This is a genomic window from Halobacillus litoralis (assembly GCF_020524085.2).
GTDB lineage: Bacteria > Bacillota > Bacilli > Bacillales > Halobacillaceae > Halobacillus > Halobacillus litoralis_E.
Genome location: NZ_CP129016.1, coordinates 2,654,054 through 2,672,353, shown reverse-complemented (window position 1 = coordinate 2,672,353; position 18,300 = coordinate 2,654,054). Strand labels below are relative to the sequence as shown.

21 protein-coding genes, 1 pseudogene and 1 riboswitch are annotated in these 18,300 nt (G+C 46.0%); of the genes and pseudogenes, 6 read left to right on the top strand and 16 right to left on the bottom strand.

The genetic code is table 11. The features are described 5' to 3' along the window. Positions 1 to 279: 279 nt before the first annotated feature. Complete coding sequence (locus LC065_RS13620) at positions 280 to 579, bottom strand: hypothetical protein (protein WP_226590123.1); 300 nt, start codon at positions 577 to 579, stop codon at positions 280 to 282. A gap of 118 nt (positions 580 to 697) precedes the next feature. Between LC065_RS13620 and LC065_RS13615 the strand changes: the two genes are divergently transcribed. Next, positions 698 to 1,420 (top strand): 3-ketoacyl-ACP reductase, encoded by a 723-nt coding sequence (locus LC065_RS13615; RefSeq protein ID WP_226590124.1) that lies wholly within the window; start codon positions 698 to 700, stop codon positions 1,418 to 1,420. A 132-nt stretch (positions 1,421 to 1,552) separates the two neighbouring features. Here LC065_RS13615 and LC065_RS13610 read toward each other — a convergent pair whose 3' ends face one another. The 5 genes from LC065_RS13610 to LC065_RS13590 all read right to left on the bottom strand — a co-directional run bounded on the left by LC065_RS13610 (position 1,553) and on the right by LC065_RS13590 (position 6,445). Next, complete coding sequence (locus LC065_RS13610; protein ID WP_226590126.1) at positions 1,553 to 2,377, bottom strand: MetQ/NlpA family ABC transporter substrate-binding protein; 825 nt, start codon at positions 2,375 to 2,377, stop codon at positions 1,553 to 1,555. 22 nt (positions 2,378 to 2,399) lie between these two features. Next, positions 2,400 to 3,062, bottom strand: coding sequence for a methionine ABC transporter permease (locus tag LC065_RS13605; RefSeq protein WP_226590128.1), 663 nt, complete (start codon positions 3,060 to 3,062; stop codon positions 2,400 to 2,402). Further along, positions 3,022 to 4,065: a methionine ABC transporter ATP-binding protein gene (locus tag LC065_RS13600; protein WP_306163479.1), complete on the bottom strand. Its 1,044-nt coding sequence runs from the start codon at positions 4,063 to 4,065 to the stop codon at positions 3,022 to 3,024. Before LC065_RS13600 ends, LC065_RS13605 begins: the two co-directional genes overlap by 41 nt. Positions 4,066 to 4,151: 86 nt before the next feature. Further along, positions 4,152 to 4,257, bottom strand: a riboswitch (SAM riboswitch). Between the two features lie 279 nt (positions 4,258 to 4,536). Next, entirely contained in the window at positions 4,537 to 5,868 is a 1,332-nt protein-coding gene (locus tag LC065_RS13595) for an FAD-binding oxidoreductase/lyase (RefSeq protein WP_226590131.1), read from the bottom strand. Positions 5,869 to 5,872: 4 nt separating this feature from the next. Next, positions 5,873 to 6,445, bottom strand: a complete 573-nt coding sequence (locus LC065_RS13590) for a GNAT family N-acetyltransferase (RefSeq protein ID WP_226590133.1) — start codon at positions 6,443 to 6,445, stop codon at positions 5,873 to 5,875. Between the two features lie 137 nt (positions 6,446 to 6,582). Between LC065_RS13590 and LC065_RS20525 the strand changes: the two genes are divergently transcribed. Both LC065_RS20525 and LC065_RS13585 read left to right on the top strand, forming a co-directional pair. Beyond that, the gene (locus tag LC065_RS20525) at positions 6,583 to 6,753 is read left to right on the top strand and encodes a hypothetical protein (protein ID WP_371933336.1); all 171 of its coding nucleotides are present in this window, start codon (positions 6,583 to 6,585) and stop codon (positions 6,751 to 6,753) included. Next, positions 6,719 to 7,492: a DMT family transporter gene (locus LC065_RS13585; protein WP_371933335.1), complete on the top strand. Its 774-nt coding sequence runs from the start codon at positions 6,719 to 6,721 to the stop codon at positions 7,490 to 7,492. Before LC065_RS20525 ends, LC065_RS13585 begins: the two co-directional genes overlap by 35 nt. A 176-nt stretch (positions 7,493 to 7,668) precedes the next feature. Here the strand turns inward: LC065_RS13585 and LC065_RS13580 are convergent, their stop codons facing one another. After that, entirely contained in the window at positions 7,669 to 10,392 is a 2,724-nt protein-coding gene (locus tag LC065_RS13580) for a pullulanase (RefSeq protein WP_226591650.1), read from the bottom strand. Between the two features lie 215 nt (positions 10,393 to 10,607). Between LC065_RS13580 and LC065_RS13575 the strand changes: the two genes are divergently transcribed. Further along, entirely contained in the window at positions 10,608 to 10,919 is a 312-nt protein-coding gene (locus LC065_RS13575) for a hypothetical protein (protein WP_226590138.1), read from the top strand. Positions 10,920 to 10,947: 28 nt separating this feature from the next. On the opposite strand, the gene LC065_RS13570 is transcribed toward LC065_RS13575, so the two are convergent. Both LC065_RS13570 and LC065_RS13565 read right to left on the bottom strand, forming a co-directional pair. Beyond that, the gene (locus LC065_RS13570; RefSeq protein WP_226590140.1) at positions 10,948 to 11,514 is read right to left on the bottom strand and encodes a hypothetical protein; all 567 of its coding nucleotides are present in this window, start codon (positions 11,512 to 11,514) and stop codon (positions 10,948 to 10,950) included. Further along, complete coding sequence (locus tag LC065_RS13565; protein WP_226590142.1) at positions 11,511 to 12,413, bottom strand: hypothetical protein; 903 nt, start codon at positions 12,411 to 12,413, stop codon at positions 11,511 to 11,513. The genes LC065_RS13570 and LC065_RS13565 overlap by 4 nt, the downstream gene beginning before the upstream one ends. A 179-nt stretch (positions 12,414 to 12,592) precedes the next feature. Between LC065_RS13565 and LC065_RS13560 the strand changes: the two genes are divergently transcribed. Then, a complete protein-coding gene (locus LC065_RS13560; protein ID WP_226590143.1) occupies positions 12,593 to 12,919 on the top strand; it encodes a hypothetical protein in 327 nt (108 codons plus the stop codon). A gap of 371 nt (positions 12,920 to 13,290) precedes the next feature. Here the strand turns inward: LC065_RS13560 and LC065_RS13555 are convergent, their stop codons facing one another. The 4 genes and pseudogenes from LC065_RS13555 to LC065_RS13540 all read right to left on the bottom strand — a co-directional run bounded on the left by LC065_RS13555 (position 13,291) and on the right by LC065_RS13540 (position 14,820). Further along, complete coding sequence (locus LC065_RS13555) at positions 13,291 to 13,749, bottom strand: hypothetical protein (RefSeq protein WP_226590145.1); 459 nt, start codon at positions 13,747 to 13,749, stop codon at positions 13,291 to 13,293. 22 nt (positions 13,750 to 13,771) lie between these two features. After that, positions 13,772 to 14,017, bottom strand: a complete 246-nt coding sequence (locus LC065_RS13550) for a hypothetical protein (RefSeq protein WP_306163478.1) — start codon at positions 14,015 to 14,017, stop codon at positions 13,772 to 13,774. A gap of 79 nt (positions 14,018 to 14,096) precedes the next feature. After that, positions 14,097 to 14,345 (bottom strand): hypothetical protein, encoded by a 249-nt coding sequence (locus tag LC065_RS13545; RefSeq protein ID WP_226590149.1) that lies wholly within the window; start codon positions 14,343 to 14,345, stop codon positions 14,097 to 14,099. An 88-nt stretch (positions 14,346 to 14,433) separates the two neighbouring features. Continuing rightward, positions 14,434 to 14,820, bottom strand: a pseudogene (locus tag LC065_RS13540) (ectoine synthase). A 176-nt stretch (positions 14,821 to 14,996) separates the two neighbouring features. Here LC065_RS13540 and LC065_RS13535 point away from each other — a divergent pair. Continuing rightward, the gene (locus LC065_RS13535) at positions 14,997 to 15,692 is read left to right on the top strand and encodes a toast rack family protein (RefSeq protein WP_226590155.1); all 696 of its coding nucleotides are present in this window, start codon (positions 14,997 to 14,999) and stop codon (positions 15,690 to 15,692) included. 130 nt (positions 15,693 to 15,822) lie between these two features. Here the strand turns inward: LC065_RS13535 and LC065_RS13530 are convergent, their stop codons facing one another. The 3 genes from LC065_RS13530 to LC065_RS13520 form a co-directional block, all read right to left on the bottom strand. Beyond that, entirely contained in the window at positions 15,823 to 16,638 is an 816-nt protein-coding gene (locus tag LC065_RS13530; protein ID WP_226590157.1) for a GGDEF domain-containing protein, read from the bottom strand. A 120-nt stretch (positions 16,639 to 16,758) separates the two neighbouring features. After that, complete coding sequence (locus LC065_RS13525) at positions 16,759 to 17,649, bottom strand: methyl-accepting chemotaxis protein (protein ID WP_306163477.1); 891 nt, start codon at positions 17,647 to 17,649, stop codon at positions 16,759 to 16,761. A gap of 175 nt (positions 17,650 to 17,824) precedes the next feature. Then, positions 17,825 to 18,295, bottom strand: coding sequence for a GNAT family N-acetyltransferase (locus tag LC065_RS13520; RefSeq protein ID WP_226590160.1), 471 nt, complete (start codon positions 18,293 to 18,295; stop codon positions 17,825 to 17,827). Between the last annotated feature and the right edge of the window lie 5 nt (positions 18,296 to 18,300).

Here is an 18,300-nt window from a genome sequence, read left to right as displayed (position 1 = left end):
TGGAAGAATACTACACATCTGCATCTGCCAACATAGCAATCCATATACTGCCAATGTATTAAATTACATAATCAATCATTTCTACATCACATATGAATTTCCTTCTATTATTCAATAAACTAAAAATGATTGTTGAAAGATAACTAGACCGTAATCATTATTTTCACCTAATCTGTTAGCACAATAACCGATAGCCAATGTGCAGCTGTCGCCCTTCATAACAATCATAAAATACTGCGAGGCACCTCCACTGGGATACTTGCGTTTGGAATTCAAGACTCATGCTTCTTTCACAAGCCTGGGTTTGAAGCTGTACACTAAAATATTCAATAAACTTACCGGGAATAAAGCGATGTACAAATAAAATGACATTGGATCGCCGCTCATCCCAAATTCATCAACGATATACCCACTGCTGTAAAGGCAGACGCTGCCGATAATCAAGCTCATAGATGTAATGAAGAAAAGTGTCCATCCATTCACCTTCTCTTCCTTCTGAAAAGTAATAAAAAGAGTTAAAAGAATGGATACAATCACTAATAACAAGAATACGGGTCTCAAAAGTACAAAGGTTTCCATAAAATCCCTCCCATCTATACTTTATCAAAGGAAGCCTCGCAGAGGTAGGCACTATCTTTTGATTTCAAAAACGGAAACTCGTAGACTTGAATGAAGAACAGGAAAAGGAGTGAGGATCATGGCTCAAGAAATCAAAGGGAAAATCGCTTATGTGACGGGTGCAGGTCGCGGCATCGGACGGGCGACGGCTTTGCAGCTTGCGAGAGAAGGGGTTCATGTCGGGCTGATTGCTCGGACAGAAAGCCGTCTTAAGGAGGTTGCCGAGGAAGCTCGTTCCTATGGTGTTCAGGCTTCTGTAGCAGCTGCTGATATTTCTGACCTTGAACAAGTTGAAAAAGCGGTCCAACAGTTACAAGAAGAGCTAGGCGAAGCGGACATCCTTATTAATAATGCGGGTATCGGTGTGTACGGGAAATTCCTTGAACTGGAACCTGAGGAATGGAAGCGAACGTTCGAGGTGAATGTTTACGGTACATACCACGTGACGAGAGCAGTCCTGCCGATGATGAAAGAGAAAAACCAAGGCGATATCATCAACATTTCTTCAAGCAGCGGTCTCAAGGGGACAGCCGGCTCCACGGCTTACAGCGGTTCGAAGTTCGCTCTTCAAGGCATGATGGAAGCTTTGATGCAGGAAGTGAGAAGGGACAACATCCGTGTCTTTACGTTGAATCCGAGTCTCGTGGCGACAGAACTTGCTTTAGGGGAAGATATGGAAGGACAGGATAAAGAGAAGTACATGCAGCCGGAGGACCTTGCTGAATACATGGTTTCTCAATTGAAATTACACCCCCGTATCTTCATTAAGCAGTCGCTTCAATGGGCGACCAATCCTTTCTAAATTTATCGACTATACCCAGAAGCATCCATAATATTAATATCAGAGAAAATCAGGAAAACGCCTGGATTTTAACATCCAAGCGTTTTCCTTTTCTTCAAAAGAAGGCTGACGCAACCACGTCAGCCTTACCTTCTACTCTTTCATCCATTGTGGTTTTCCAAAGCCTTTGAATTGTTCATCGATGATTTTTTCAAATTCCTCTGATTCCACAACTTCTTTAATATCTTTTACGAACTGTGCATCAAGATCTTCCGTATTGACTGCTACACGGTTACGGTAGTCATCCGGCATATCTTCAAGCGCTAAGGCATTCAAGAGGTCCATTCCCGCTGCCAAGGCATAGTTCCCTGGAACCATGGATAAATCTTCGCTATCGACAAGACGCGGCAGTTGGCCAGCTTCCACTTCGACAAACTGGATATCTTTCTTATTCTTCGTAATATCGTTCAATGATGCACGCAATGGATCGACACTGTCGTCAACCTCAACGAGACCTTCATCCTCAAGCACGATCAAAGCACGAGCCAGGTTGGTTGGGTCGTTCGGGACTCCCATCGTGCTACCTTCTTCAATACTTTCTATATCCTCGTATGTATTGGAGTAAATCCCCATCGGCGCTGTCGGGACGATGATGACTTCAGATAGATCGAGATTGTTTTCCTTGGCGAAAGACTCTAAGTAGATTTTATGCTGAAAAAGGTTGGCATCCAAATCGCCGTTTGCCAGGGCTTTGTTAGGTTGGACATAGTCCGTGAATTCTTTGTTCGTCACTTCGTATCCCTTTTCTTCTAATAGTGGAGCGATCGCTTTCGTGACCATATCGCTATATGGTCCGGCAGTGGCTCCAAATCGAATCGTGTCTTTTCCAGAAGCGTCTGCACTTTCTTCATCCTCGCCACACGCAGCGAGAAATGCAATCGATAGTAAAGTAACACATAACAGAATGATTTTTTTCATGATGGTTCCTCCTAAATTTGCTTTAATTCTTTTTCACAGTTTTTGCAATGTAATCGCCTGTGTACTGCACGATTTGGACAAGGACAATAAGCAGGATGACGGTCGTGAACATGACAAAGTTATCGTAGCGATAGTACCCATAACGAATCGCCAGGTCTCCGATTCCACCACCTCCGATGGCACCTGCCATGGCTGAGTATCCAATCAAACTGATCGCTGTGATGGTCAATCCGCTGATCAGCCCCGATTTGATTTCCGGGAAAATGATATCCTTGATGATTAACCAAGGAGAAGCCCCGCAGGCGATGGCCGCTTCGATTACCCCTTTGTCAATATCACGCGCCGATGATTCCACAATTCTTGCGTAAAAAGGGATCGCAGCTACAGATAGGGCTACGGAAGCCGCTACCGGACCTGTGGTTGATCCGATTAAAAAGTTTGTAAAAGGAAACAGGAAAACAAGTAATATGATGAACGGAACCGAACGAATCAGGTTCACCACAACGCCCACAATGCTTTTGACGAGTCGATTCTCAAGGAACAGATCACGGTCTGTCACAAACAAAAGCAGCCCGAGCGGTAGACCTGCGATTAAAGCGACGAAAAGACCGATGCCTACCATGATCAGTGTTTCTAGGAAGGATTTATTCAGCTCTGGCCAGAGATTGATCAGCTGTTCGACCATCTTGCAGCACCTCCACTTCTCCAAGCTTATCTTTCAATTCTTGTATAGCCTGTTTGACGACCTTTTGTTCTCCGGTCAATTCCATCACAAAGGTGCCAAGAGCCTGGTACTGGATGTAATCGATCTTCCCATGGAGGATGTTCGCCCGTAAGTTATACCCTTGTAAGAGGTCTGACACAATAGAATCGTTGGCCGAGTCCCCTTTAAACGTCATATGTACGATGGTTCCTTTCCTTTCTGACAGGATCTTTTCCGGGATGCGGAAGTCGATCACCGTTTGGATGAAGCGTTTCGTCAGTTCGTTTTCAGGGGCAGCGAAGATCTCGTATGTAGACCCCTGTTCCACAATTTTTCCGTCTTCCATAACGGCACAGCGGTCGCAGATTTCTTTTACGACTTCCATTTCATGAGTAATGAGGACAATGGTCAGTCCAAGCTCTCGGTTGATCTTCTTCAACAACGTCAGAATGGATTGTGTCGTGTTCGGATCTAACGCTGAGGTGGCTTCATCACATAAAAGCACCTTAGGGTCATTGGCCAGAGATCTCGCAATGCTCACTCTCTGTTTTTGACCTCCACTTAACTGGGCAGGATACGCGCTGGCTTTATCTGACAAACCGACGAGGTCCAATAATTCCTGCGCCCTTCTTTTTCTTTCCTGACGGTTGACGCCTGAAGCTTTAAGAGCAAAAGCCACATTTTCTAAAACGGTTTTCGCCATCGCGAGGTGAAAACCTTGAAAGATCATCCCAATCGATTGTCTCGCCTTTCTTAGTTCTTTGGCATTCAAGGTCATGAGATCGATTCCATCCACCATGACCTTCCCTTCTGTCGGGCGTTCTAGAATGTTCATGCATCGCAGCAGGGTGCTTTTCCCAGCCCCGCTGTACCCGACGACTCCAAAAATCTCACCTTTCTTGATATCCAATGAGACGTCATCGACTCCGATCACGGTTTTCGCCTTGGATTGATAGACTTTGCTCAGTTGTTCCAATGAAATCATCGGCTTACCCCCTCATTCACAAATTCAAGTCTACAAAAAAACTCCCGCCCTTTACGGGAGAGAGTTTCGCATGAAAGACTGCCAAACTCTTATCTCCCAGAATAAAAATATTCTGCAGGAATTAGCACCACTCCATGTGGAAGGTTGCTGTGATGTCTACGGGCCTTCTCCCTCAATCACTCTCAATAAGAATCTTCGTATATGTTTTAACACTTTAACGCATGTGATAGGGTTTGTAAATAAATTTTCTCAATTTTTTAAATTATATTTTTCAACATTGACATTCGATTTTCATGCGACTGCCTCTCTCACTCAAGGATCCAGACGCAGATTCACCGGATGATATAGATACCATCTCATACTCTTCCACACGTCCAAGTGAATCGACCCACCTCATGGGGATTCAAACTCAAGCGCAAGTGAAAGAAACGATCCTGACCGTAGAAAAAAGTTTAGTCTCATGGTAAAAAGCTAAGCTTTCATACAACGGGCTAAGTAAATGCCGCTCGCCGCCGCCTGCGACAACGAGTGCGTTTCCCCTGAGCAGTCCCCGATCAAATACAACCCTGACAGCTCTGTTTCAAAATGCTTATCTGTGAAGATCTTCGCTTCATAAAATTTGCTGTCCAGCCCATAAAGGATGGTGTCGCGATCGATTTTCTCCCCAAGCAGCCCTTCCAGCGCCTCGAAAAACTCCAGAAGCGCTTCTATATAGAGAGGCGGAACTTCTTTTTGGAGATCTCCAGCTTCCGCCTCCAAAGAGGGATGGATCACTTCTGAAGAAAGGCGATCCGACGGGTTGCCTTCCAATAGATCTCCCAACTTTTGCGCCACAATCCTTCCCTTTCCTTGATTGATGCCTCCAATGACACGATGAGCTTCTGCCATGGCTTCGGCTTGATCTTTGTAGTACCGCGGCACGAAAAGAGTGAAATTCAAATTTTGACTCGGCTCCTCCTCGTTCTGGTTCTGACCATCTGCCATCACCAGACCATGCTGATACTTACGTACGATCCTTCCGCGCGGATTCATGCAGTAGGTGGTGGCGGAAAAACGCTCGGTTATGTAATGCAGCTTCGTCTCAAAGGTTTCCTGGAGGATGGCATCGAGCTGATTGCCGCGCATCTCCACTCTGATCCCAAGATCCAACCGTGTCTCGCCTGCTTTCAGGCCTAATTCTGCTGTCTTGGATTTCAGCCAGTCACTCCCACTCATTCCTGTCGCTAACACAACTTTCCTGCTTTCGAACCGTCCGTGGTTGGTATCGATTGAAAACAGACCTTCTTCTTTTGTAACTGCTGTGACATCCGCTTCGAAAGTGAAGGTTATCTTTTCAGACATCTCCTCATACATGCGTTGAAAGATTCCCCGGGCGAGTTGTGTCCCCAAATGGCGCACTTCCGTCGAGAAAACTCGCAGGGAATGCTGGGCTGCTTTTGCAGAGAGTTTCTCATTTTTCGTACTGTATCTCTCCACAAGGTTGCCACCATAAGAACACAAAAGCTCATCAACTTCTTCCATGAGCGCAAGCGTTTCTTTTTCCCCGATCTTCCTTCCCAACTGTCCACCAAAGTCGTTCGTATAATTGAATTTTCCTTCTGATTTCCCCAACCCTGCAAATCCAACGTACCGATCGCACGGCCCTTCACATGTGCACCCTTCCTGCTGTAATCCACACGTCCGTTCAACCAGAGGTTTTCCTTTATCGATTACATGAATGTTCCATTCCGGATGTTCTTTCGCTAACGTGTAAGCAAGGAACACACCGCTGACGCCGGCACCAATGATCGTCACGTCATACACAGGATCACTCTCCTTTTACATGGACTTTGGCATAAATGCACGTATCGGTCAAACGCTTCCCATCTACAGAGAGATCGTCGTTACGTAGGATTCCTTCAAGCTCAAAACCTAGAGACTCCGGGATCGCGCGGCTTCTTTTATTTTCCGATTCGCAGCGGATTTCCACACGCGCTCCACCTAAATCATGCAAGGCATACGCCGTCAACGCCTCCACCGCTTCCCGCATGTAACCTTTTCCACTATGAGCCGTATCCATCCAGTAGCCGATCTCGAACTTCGGCACATCCCAGTCCATTCGATGAAAGCCTGTCGAGCCGACGAAGGTCCGATCCTCTTTCAGAAAAACCAGATACCGCAAGTTCTGCCGCAGCAAAAACTTTGCGTGCGCTTCCCTCGCGTTTGCTTCTGTATCTTCGACGGTCGGCGTCTCCTGGACGAATCCAAGCCATGGCTTCAATTCATTCACAGACCTTTGAATCGCTGCATTGACGGCTCTTCCGTCACCGGGCTCCGGCATTTTCAAAATTAACCGTTCTGTTTCTATATTTGTTTTGACGTCTCGCATAACTGGATTCATTGTTCCATCCCCTTGTGATTCGATTTCACCCTTATCCTCTATCAAACAAGAATTCCTAATTTTTTGCAACAGCTATATTCAAACCTTTCTAAATTTTTGTATAATAGACGGACATTCATGGATGAAGGAGGGATCGGATGACGAGAAACCGCGCGTTTTTCATGATTTTCCTTGGCGCATCGCTATGGGGCATCATCGGTCTGTTTGTAAACGAATTGTACGAGTATGGGTTCTCCCCCCATTCAAGTCGTCGCTCTCCGGGTGACCTCTGCGATGGTGATGCTGTTCGGCTACATCATCAGTTCTAATCGGAAGCTTTTGAAAATAAAACTTGCAGACTCGCGCTATTTCTTCGGAACAGGTGTCATCAGCATCGCTTTGTTCAACTGGTGTCTGTTCAGCGCCATCGAGGCGACTTCGATGTCGATTGCTTTCGTCCTCCTTTATACAGCGCCTGTTTTCGTGACCATTTTTTCAAAGGTGTTTTTCAAAGAAGCCTGGACAGGAAAAAAACTGATCGCCCTCGTCACAACTTTTACCGGGTGCACCTTCGTCATCGGATTGCTTCCGGAACTGCAGGCCTCCTTGTCGCTGGTCGGCTTACTTTTTGGACTGGGTTCCGGACTGTTTTACGCGCTTTACAGCATCTTCGGCAAGGTCGTTTTGAAAAAGTACCCTTCCTTGACAGTGACCTTCTATACGTTTGCCTTCGCAACCATTGCGGTGGTCCCTTTCAGCGGGCTATGGAACAATGCGGCATTCCTGACTGACATCCGTGTCTGGCTGTTGATTGTCGGCCTCGGACTCATCTCGACCGTTCTGCCTTTCCTTCTCTACACCAAAGGCCTCGAACATGTGGAATCGAGCCGCGCTTCCATCGTCGCCACTATTGAACCCGTTGTCGCGACGCTCGTTGGTTACTTCGTTTATGCGGAAGTGATGACGATCTACCAATATGCAGGAGTCGTGCTCGTGCTTTTATCTGTCATTATTGTTCAGGAGTCTAAAAAGAAGCCTGCGCAACAGAGGGAGAAGTCCGCTTCTTGATCGTTATGTCACTTTGAGGTGGTGTTAGGGCACTTTCGTGTTGAGTTAGGGCACTTTGGCTTCCCGTTAAGTCACTTTGGTTGTGCGATAGGGCACTTTCGCTCTCCGTTAAGTCACTTAGCCCTGTACCGCACACACTAAAAAACCAGCTCCTCAGAAAAGGAGCTGGTTTCTCTTTATTTTGTATGGATGACAACCGTCGTCAATGGATCGATGGTAATTCCACCTTTACTCAGCTCGAAACCGGATGGGTCTTTCACTTTTTTGTGTCCAGCTTCATCATTGTCGACGAGCACTTTTCCTTTTTTCAAGTTCTCATCTAAAGTCAACGTACGTGATTCATCATCGGCGTTGATGAACACGAAATAGCTTCCTTTCGCTTTCTTGCCAGGATCGACAGCTTTATAAGCGAGCATCAAATCGGTCTCCTGGATTTCAGGAGCCTCCAAAAGCTTAACGTTTTCTTCAACGGCTTCCTCAGAACCAAGGCGGAAAGCATCGGTCCAGCGTCTCAGTTCAATCAAGCCTTTCGTATATTCCATCGTTTCCTGTTGGATGCTCGGCTGTGATACGGCCTGCCAGTCGAACTGGTTGATCACATCCGTAGAATCATAGGAATCATGGATGAAGTAAGGATCCTCGAACGGATTCCAGTTTTCATCTTCCATGTAGGTCCACTTATCCTCTGGAACCCCATTTGCTTTCCACTGCTTCGTACGGCCATATTCCTGACCAGCATGAAGGAAAGAGATTCCCTGACTTGTCAGAATCATAGAATTCCCAAGACGGATCCGCTTCTGGATTTCTTCTTCATGCTTCGCCGGATCCTTTTTGATCGACTGTGCGATGACATCATGAAGCGTCAAGTTGTCGTGGGCCGCGATGTACTGTACGATATCGCCTGGATCATCTTCTGTCACATTTCCAGGCTGTCCTTTGATGTTGTTGAAAATGGTATCGATGTTACGAGCGCCGCCTGTGATGAAACGCGGTTCCCCTTCACTGCCGAAACCGGACTTCAATTCATTCCTGATCTCATCAGAGAAGACCGCCACTCCATCTGTTTCATCCATCCAATCCTGATCGGCCGGTTGAACGCCTTCTCCTCCGTTATCACCGGCATACGTTCTCCAACCTTCTCCGAGCATCAAAATGTTCGGGTTCAAAGCTTCTGCTGCGTCGTAAGCGGCTTGGACACTTTCTGCATCCAAATCACCCATCAAGTCGAAACGGAAGCCGTCCACTTTGAATTCATCAACCCAGTATTCGATTGAATCGACCATAAGCTTACGGGACATTTCGTGTGTCGTTCCCACTTTTCCTCCGCCGTAACCTGTTTTGGTATTCCCTTCCTCATCCATGAAGTGATAATAGTTCGGGACAAGGTCTTCCAGGATACTCACTTTGGCTGTGTGATTGTACACGACATCCAAAATGACGCCCATCTTGCGTTTGTGGATTTCGTCAATCAGCTGCTTGAACTCTTCGATTCTTTCTTCCGGATCTTCCTGACGCTCGGAATACATGCCGGAAAGAGCGAAGTAGCTGTGAGGATCATAGCCCCAGTTGTAATTGTTCCCCGAAGCGGAATACTCACGCTCACGTGTGCTGCTGTTGAACTCATCCCCGAAATAATACTTCATGACAGGGAGCAGTTGGATGTGTGTCACACCGAGCTCTTTTACATAGTCGAGTTTTTCTACAAAAGCATTGAACGTTCCGAACTGGGAATCTAATTCCCCTTCGATGCTCGGGTCAGATGTGAAGTCACGGACGTGTGTCTCCCAAATGATTGCATCTTCACGCTTTTCATAGCCTTTGATTTTGGCAAAGTCAAGTTTAGGACCGATGTCAGAAGGATCGACAATCGCCGCTTTTCCTACATCATCGTTATCCTCATTGTTCGAAGCCGCCATGGATTTAGCGTAAGGATCAAGGGCAAGCTTCTCTTCTCCATACGCTTCGATTTTATATTGATAGTAGTAGCTGTTGAGGTCTTTGATCCCCGTATTGGACTCATCCAGCGTCACCGACCAGACGCCATCGTCCCCTTTTCCCATCGGGATATCACGGTTCACGACTTCGTACTGATCGTCTTTATCATAAAGAACGACAGACACATCGGTTGCGATCGGTGACCAAAGCTTCAATTCGGCTGTACCGTCGTCATGTAACGTCGCTCCGAGGTCATCTCCGTCATAAGCGAACTTTTCATCCATCAACTTCCAGTCTACAATCACATTCGTTTCTTCATCTCCATACTCGATGGTGTAAGTCTGAGTGAGATCCAGCGCTTCTGCTGTTTCAAGACGAACGTCTTGTCCATCCACATCAGCAGATTCAATGTCGACGCGCTCTCCATCTGCGCCCATCAGAACAAAATCAGAACGATCTGCACTTTCAATCACCTGGCTCATCTTCGCTGAAATGAGCGTGTCGTTCTTGATTCTCGCCGACTCGACGTAAGTCGTCAGTACAGGTTCCTCGAGATAGACTTCCTCCTTGCCTTGGACCAGCCAGAACTCTGTTTCACCGGTTGTTGGAAAACTTCTATCATTTGGAGTATCTTTCATATCCCCCTTATGTACGATGAAATTCAATCCGTTCTTGATGTCGATGACCGGGATTTCCACGGACATTCCGAAGTCCGTTTCATTCGTAAATTCCACAGGATCCGACCAATCCGTTCCTTGTTCAATCGCAGGGTTGGATCCGTCCTGATTCCATAGGTGCAGTCCCCAGCCTTCGTAATTTCCATCCAATCGTTTGTAATGAATGGTAACGGTTTCATTTGTTTCTGCAAAAGTTTTTGTTGAGCTGACCGATGTTAAAGAGGTCGGGCTCGCCAGCAAAAACACAAGCACAACACTGATAACAACCTTCCACCACTGTTTCCTCATCCTCAAATTATTTTCCTCCTTTAAAAAGGTTCTGAGTGCGATGCACGCCATTTAGTGCAAACGCTTTCACAAACCAATATACCATACATTTCCTGAATGTGAATAAATATTCAGAAAATGATCGAAAAGGAAACGATTGTCCTGTTTCTATAGTCCCAAGTTCTAAACATCGGTTCTGTGAATACATTGAAGGAGGATTACCGGGAGGTGTTTGTATGTCAGCAGCACGCATACTCATGTGGGTCACCGCCGCTTTAGAAGCATTCTTAGGCATCCCTTTTATTGGGGGAACCTTCGTCATCTCGTTACTGTGGACTCCCCTGGCCGTCATGCTCATTCTCCATATCATCACCCTTGTGCTTTCCCAGCAAAAAGGGAGGGAAACGAGAGGAAGCATCCTCGGAATCGTCACCTCATGCATCGGCTGGGTGCCTTTCGTCGGTATGGTCATGCACATTTTGACAGCGATCTTTTTGTTCATTGATGCAGCGGAGGCGGACCCCGAAATGGAAAAACAGCCGACATAAAAAGGCGCCTCATAGCGGGGCGCCTTTTTTAATAGAGTTCCATTTTCTGTTGTTCATTATGAAAAGACCGGATTAAGACCAGGAACACAATCTCAAGGATGATCATGACAGCTATGCCTACGATAAATAACGGGATGACTGTGTTTTCCGGGAAGTTCATAGAGAAAGGCAAAAGAACATAATAAAGGATGTGTGCGGTCAGATAGAATCTAAATAGCTTTCGTGCTCTTTCTTGAAGATCCTCCTCTGTCTTTTTCCTCGCCCAATCGATGAACACCTGAAACAGATAAAAGGTCAGAATCAACTTGAGCACTCCTAACGATTGATGGTAAATCGTAGGAAGATCGAAACCCATAGTCACACCTTCTGCCGTTCCTGCCGGCTGACCTAAAAAGGCTTGCGGAATTGCAAGAACACTGATGATCAAGGCTGTGGTTCTAGCCCCCTTCATCCCTTTTAACTTTCCATCCATTCCATTCAAAGCACTTAATATTAGGAAGTACCCGATGAAATCAGCTAAGATCTCAATTTGACCGAGGTGGATGTCGATTAAAACGAGCAGTAAACCTCCGAAGATCCGGTGAAAAGGATTCATCGGCTTCTCCTCCTTTCGATCAGCAGGTCCATCTGTTCTGTTGAGAATTGGGGATCATTCGAAACGTAGAATGGTTGCATGAACGGCTGCTCTCCATTGATCATCTTCCCTTCCATGACGATCTCATAGGAATAAGAGCGAATCTCATTCGGTTTTTCCTGCATTGTCAGCCTGATTCTTTCTCCCCTCTTCATTTCGATGGGGAAATCGATGCTTTCCAGAGGAGCTCCTGCCACTTCACTCCAATCCTTATCCATTTCTTTCGAGTACGAGCGGGGTCCTCCCCCATCGGGCGTACCTGTCGAACCAATGGATGACGTGTACAATTTCATCTTTACATCTTCATCAACATCAGGGAACGGGGAGGTCATCGATTCTATTTTTATATCTTCAACGACGGTAAAAGAACGAATGGAGCGCCCGTTGCTGCTACTGGAACTTGATTGCGAACGGAATATTCCATTTCCATCCCTGAGTTCACTGGTTGTAACCTTGCCAATATCCGATATGATTGTTTTTCCATTATTAAAATGGATCGTAGCTTGGCCTTCATGATCAACGCTCATCTCTCGCATTTGCTGCTCATCAAACCGTGTTGTTTTCAGCAAATAGTGCGAGGACCTGCTACGCACATCCGGCCCATAGGCTGGATTCTCGTTTTGCAAAGCATAATAATCCGATTCCGCATGTAAGGTCGTTCCATCACTAAACTCTACACTCACGACTTGTGCCGGATCATCTCTATTGGTTAAGTAATAAAGCTCGAACATCCCCACACCACCGTAAAAATGTTCGAGAAAAACCGGTTCCTTCAATTGCTTGGATTGATAGAACCATAGGTTGCCTCCCCAACTGATGGCAATGATCAGCAGAGAGATCATAAATGTTTTTCCTTTCATATGTATCTTCCTAACTTGTATTCTTTTCGCGCGGTTCGGACTTCCTTTGGCGCGACTCGGGCTCTCTTTGGCGCGATTCAGGCTCCCTTTGGCGCGATTCGCTATTTTTAAATGGTTGGAACCACCTCACTCAGTCATCCGTACTATATGGGAATCCATATATAGAAAGCGAGACGATTATGTTCCATCATTCTACCTACTACACACCGCAGACCGAAACCATCATGGCTCATCAAAGCGCTCAATTCAGCATTTCAGATCGTGAGAATCAGAGAGTCGCGACATTTGAGGAGGATTCTTCTACGTCTAGCCACTGGCTGAACCATGCCTTGAAATTGTTCAACCTTGACCAAATGGCAAGCTTACATATTAAGCTGTTATCCTATAAACAGGAAGTCACCGCTCATATTCATAGAAAGAAGGGCTCTCAAGCGATGTCTCCATTCAAACGGCAGATTCTACGTTCGACCTCCATTTCAAAGGGGTGGTGTCACAAAAAATCATAGCCGACTACAAAAGAAGCCTGGCTTTCCGGTGACCTCTATCATATAAGAGGCCACGCGTGGAGTGAAGAACAGGCCATCCTGATATTATGTACAATCTTAATGATTGATCTAACCTATCACCACAGATAGAGCCAGTTCTTAGCTCTTTTTAAACGATTACCGTAAAAAAGGAAACAGACGCCATAAAGAAATAGAAAAACGCATACTTTTTCCGGTCATCCACCCAGTCGTCAATCCCCAGCAATAATAAGAGCGCGCCAATGATCGCACCATTGAGTTGTACCGAAGGATTGAAGCCGTCATGAAACAAACTTGTGGAGAGCCAGATCAGCGCACACCCCCATACAAGACATTAAATACCTTTAATGCTTTCATGCGGCCATGCTCCTATCCTTCATGTATTCTTCATAGTAATGCTCTTTGGCTTTCCATTTCTTAATGCCTTGTCTAAAGCCAGTCGCCAGCCCAATAGCCAGGAACAGGCCAAACATTATCCATGAAGCGTTTGCCCCAAGAATGGCAGGGAACAGGACTTCTAAACTCTTGGACAGTGAAGACCGGAATTGAAAAAGAAAACGGCGATCCCTCCACCGTTCATCCCAGATCTGCCACAACTCTTCATTCGTTTTCCTGCTCATATACGTTTCATAAAGGAAAAAACCATAAAAGATGACAGCACCAAGATAAAAGAGACCCGGGATCATTTTGAAAAAAATCTGCCCAAAACCAATACACAAAACCATCAGCAGGAAAAGGTGCCACATAGAGCTGCGTGCTTTGTTTCTAACCTTTTTCTGGTTCACACTTTCTTGTTTTAATGCTTCTTCCATATGAACCCCTCGCAATATGTCATCAGATAAATAATAGACCGTATAAGGAGAGACTAAAAATGAGGATACAAAGTGTGATCGTGATCAGCGGTTCCACTTTCCTTCCTGATTCCCGCATATCCCTCACTCTTGTAATGACAACGGAAGGTGCCATGAAAATCCAACCCCATTCTGCATGAAATGGAGAATCTGTGAACAGCATCAAAAGAAAAATAAGGACGGCAGCCCCGAATAGAATATGGCCCACCCATCTCCAAATTTTCTTCAAATTCATTCCCCTTTCAAGCTACACTGGTCTGATCGCAGCAAGTATTTGCTCAAGGAGTCCTCATTTATAAGAACACTCTTCATAACGAATGAAATAACAAACGATACAGGGAAACCCCAAAAATAAGGGCACCGAAAGAAATAGTAAGAGTCGGTTCCACTCTCTTTCCATTCTGAATATCTTTTACTCTCATAACCACCATGGATGGGACGGAGCAAATCCCTAATAACTCCCATCGAAAAGGAAAATCTGTAAACAGCGGTAGGATGAGGGCGAAGAATCCAGCGACTAAAAAAATGATACCAATCCTGTCCCATACCTTGATCACAGGAACCCTCCTTCAACACCACGGGTCCTATTGTAACAGAATTTCCCTTTTTTATGGAAAAAAATAACCTTTCCTGCACTAGGAAAGGTTACGACTCATCGGCTGGATATACCCCATCTTCATCATGGACTTCATCCCCGCTGATGGGAGGATTGAACACACAGATCATCCTCATATCCGTTTTCGCCCGTAACAGATGCTCATCATGTTCGTCGAGCGCATAGAGGACCCCCTGTTCAATCGGCCATGTCTTTCGGTCTTTGAGTGTGACGACTTCACCCTCCCCTTCGATACAATAGACCGATTCCAAATGATGCTTGTACCAAATGTGGGTTTCTGTACCTGCGCGGATGATCGTGTCATGGACAGAATAGCCCATCCCGTCTTTTTTGACGATGAGACGGCGGCTGTTCCACGTCCCTCCATCAACATCCTAGCTCGTCCCGATCACATCTTTTAAGGCAACAACCTTCACAACATCTCCTCCTTCTTTTCCAATCTATTCCCTATCCGAAAGAGTAGAACGCCTCTTTCACGGACTTATGGAAGGAAAATACATCCCGAGACCTATAAAAGATACACCCTCAGCCAGTGAGCCATTTGCTGGAAGTCCTCTATACTAGTTGTAGTTGGAAAAAAGGAGCGGTGATGATGAAGAAGTTATTCAAAACTCTGGTTGGCGCGAGTACCTTAATGACATTGGCGGGATGTTCATTCGTTCATGCTGGTGAACAGGTGGAAGAAACCCAACGAGTCCAGCAAGATGAGGCAAATCAACTACAAGTGGACATCGATATGGGTGTCGGAGAGCTTACGTTAGGTACAGGATCGGAAGACTGGCTGGAAGGGTCGTTCCTTTACCCTGAAAGCTATTTGATTCCAGAGCTTTCCTATCAGAACGAAACGATCAAGCTTACGCAGGCTAAAGTGAAAAAGAAGTTCATCAATAATCAAAAGAGTGAGTGGGACGTTCTCTTAACTAACCGTATTCCTGTCGACTTATCCATCCAAACGGGTGCTGCGGAATCCACACTTGACCTGAAAGCGGCGAAGTTACAGAACCTCTCCCTCGAAGCGGGTGTAGGTGAATTGATTGTCGATCTATCCGGCGATTATGAGGAAAGCTTTGATGTAAAAATGGAAACAGGAGTTGGGGAAAGCACCGTTTACCTGCCTCAAAGAACCGGTGTGAAAATTACAGCAGAGAAAGGCATCGGCGAGATCACAACGGATGGTCTAACAAAAATGGGAGATTCATGGGTGAACGAAGCCTATGATTCCAGTGAAACACACATTCATATCGATGCTGAAATAGGAGTCGGGGACTTAACGTTCATTGTGAAATAATAGAGGAACGACGGGACAAAACAAGTCTCATAAGGAAAACAAAGTCGATGCTCTTAGGACGAGAGAACCTTTGAAAAAAGGAAGCCGCTTGGACCCAGTCCAAACGGCTTCCTTCGTTTGTGACCAACCCTTAGGATTGGATCCTCCATTTACGCCTATATTTTTCTTTATACATCGCCTGGTCCGCCTCATCCAAAATGCTGATAAAATCCTTTTGTCCAAATTCGAATTCACCTATGCCGATACTGATGCTGACAGGGATCTGGTGACCATTTTGATGGAACGGTTCATGAAAAGCATGATGGATGCGGGCAGACAATTCATGCGCACTTTCCCCGCCCTGCATTTTTTGAAGGATGACAAATTCATCACCACTCAGCCGATACACTTGCCCGTCCCCTTTCACCGCTTCCTCCAGGACAGCTGCGATGGCTTTGAGTATTTCATCTCCAATCACGTGACCGTATGTATCATTGATCCTTTTGAATTCATCCACATCAATGAACAACAGCGCACCGGCACCGCTCTCCTCATCGTTCAGAAAACGCTGCTGTAATGCCTTGCTGTTCGGGATCCCGGTCAGATCATCATGAAGGATGGTGTTCTGGGAGCGCTCCAAATTGATGAGCGTCTTATTGATGTTCCTGTTCAATTCTCCGATGATGCCTCCAGAACGGAACTTCGTCCTTGCTGACAGGTCCCCGTTTCTAACGGAGTCCAACACCTGATTCACGTGACGGATGAAAACTTTTGTGAAGTGAAAATAAACCAGATAGTTGATTATCCCAAGCAGTGCCCCTGCAAAGACCGAAGCGATCATGAAGAAGAAGAACAGCTGCTCAGGGATAGGGATGAACTTATTGAGGACAAGCGAAAAAATGATGCCCATGAGAGTCCCGAGAACGATATAGATGACGAGCATCCACCGTAAATAATTCGATTTCATATCAAGACGACCTTTCCAAAGGGGTAAGAATAATTATACTTTTGATAAGTCATTTAGACCTAGGTATATTTACTCTAAGGTGAAAATACCCCTCCGACTACATTTGAAACCATTCAATGTTCAAATGATGCCAGACAAGGCTTCCGCTTCCCGCTTCAATGATTCCGCCGAACCTACGACTTCCTTGTAGCCCGCAGAAGCTTCGATGATCTGCGTTTGACTGCTTTCCACATCTTTTCCGATCTGCTCAGTCCCTGCTGTGATATTGGAAATCTCTTTGGTGATGTTATCAATATTTTCACGGACCTCTCCGATGGATTCTTCCACTTTCGTCGAAAGCTTACGCACTTCTTTCGCGACCACATCAAAGCCGCGGCCATGTTCGCCTGCCCGCGCCGCTTCAATGGCGGCATTCAATGAAAGCAAGTTCGTCTGAGCGGCAATGTCCCGGATCGTCTTCACGACTCCCTGGATCTCTTCCGCTTGCGCACGTAAATCTATGAGGATATCGGTATTCCCTTTCGATTTGGCAGCGATTTCATTGATTTTGAGGTTCAATTCTTCGTGTTGGCGGACCCCTTCTTCGGCCCTTGTATTCAAGGTGAAAGACATTTCTTTCAAATTGTCGACCACTTCAGTAATTTCACTCTGACGTTTGGTGATATCTGTCGCGACTTTCATCACACCGACGATTTCAGCGCCTTCATAAACCGGCATGTATGTAGCTTCAAGCCAGACACGATGGCCTTTCGCATCCTTACGCTCAATTTTATCCTGAAAACTGCGCCCGCTCAGCAACTCGTTCCAGAACGTATCGTACTCTCTACTTCTGGCAAAATCATCAAAACAAAAGTTCTTATGATGTAAACCGATCATATCCTCGGTCGATTTGAACTGCATCGTTGAAGAAAAGATATCATTCACGTAAGAGACTCTCCGGTCTGTCCCGAATTGAATCATCGCCAGATTCCTCTCCGCCGCTTCAAACATTAAATCTTTATTCACACTCATTTTTTCTATCCTATGTACCATTCAATCATTCCTCTCCCGTGTAATAATCCATAATACCCATCTCTGTATATTCATCATTATACCCAGTAGTAAGATGTCTGGCAATTTTAATGTTTTAGACAATTAGAGTGCAGCAGGATAAAAAAAGCCCGGAACATCAGTCCCGGACTTTCCATTATTCTTTGATCATCGTAATGAAGGGACACGCATCCGTCTGAAATGAAGCTTGTTCGACAAAGCCCATGTTTTCATACAGACGGATGGCCCGCTTGTTGAAGGTGGCCACCGAAAGTCGGATGGGAATCCCTTCGTTTTCCTGCTGGATTTGGGCAAGGACCTTTTTCCCAAAAAGACCCCCGTTCCCCTGCCCCGTAAGCGAAGGGTGCATGCCAAGTCCCATGTCGACCGCCGCTTCCGCGTAGACGCCATCCTTCACACCGGCCGGAACTTTCGCACTCTCTCCCGTACAGAAGAAACCGATGAGTGCTCCATCCTCATCCATTACCGTACGATAACTTCCGTCCAACCGCTCGGCAAGCGCCTCTTCAGACAGTTCCACGTTATAAAAATCGTAAGGCGGCTCGTACGTCCACCGGAGAGATTCTTCCGCATATTCATACGTCATTGTTTGTACTGAAAGATTCAACCTGC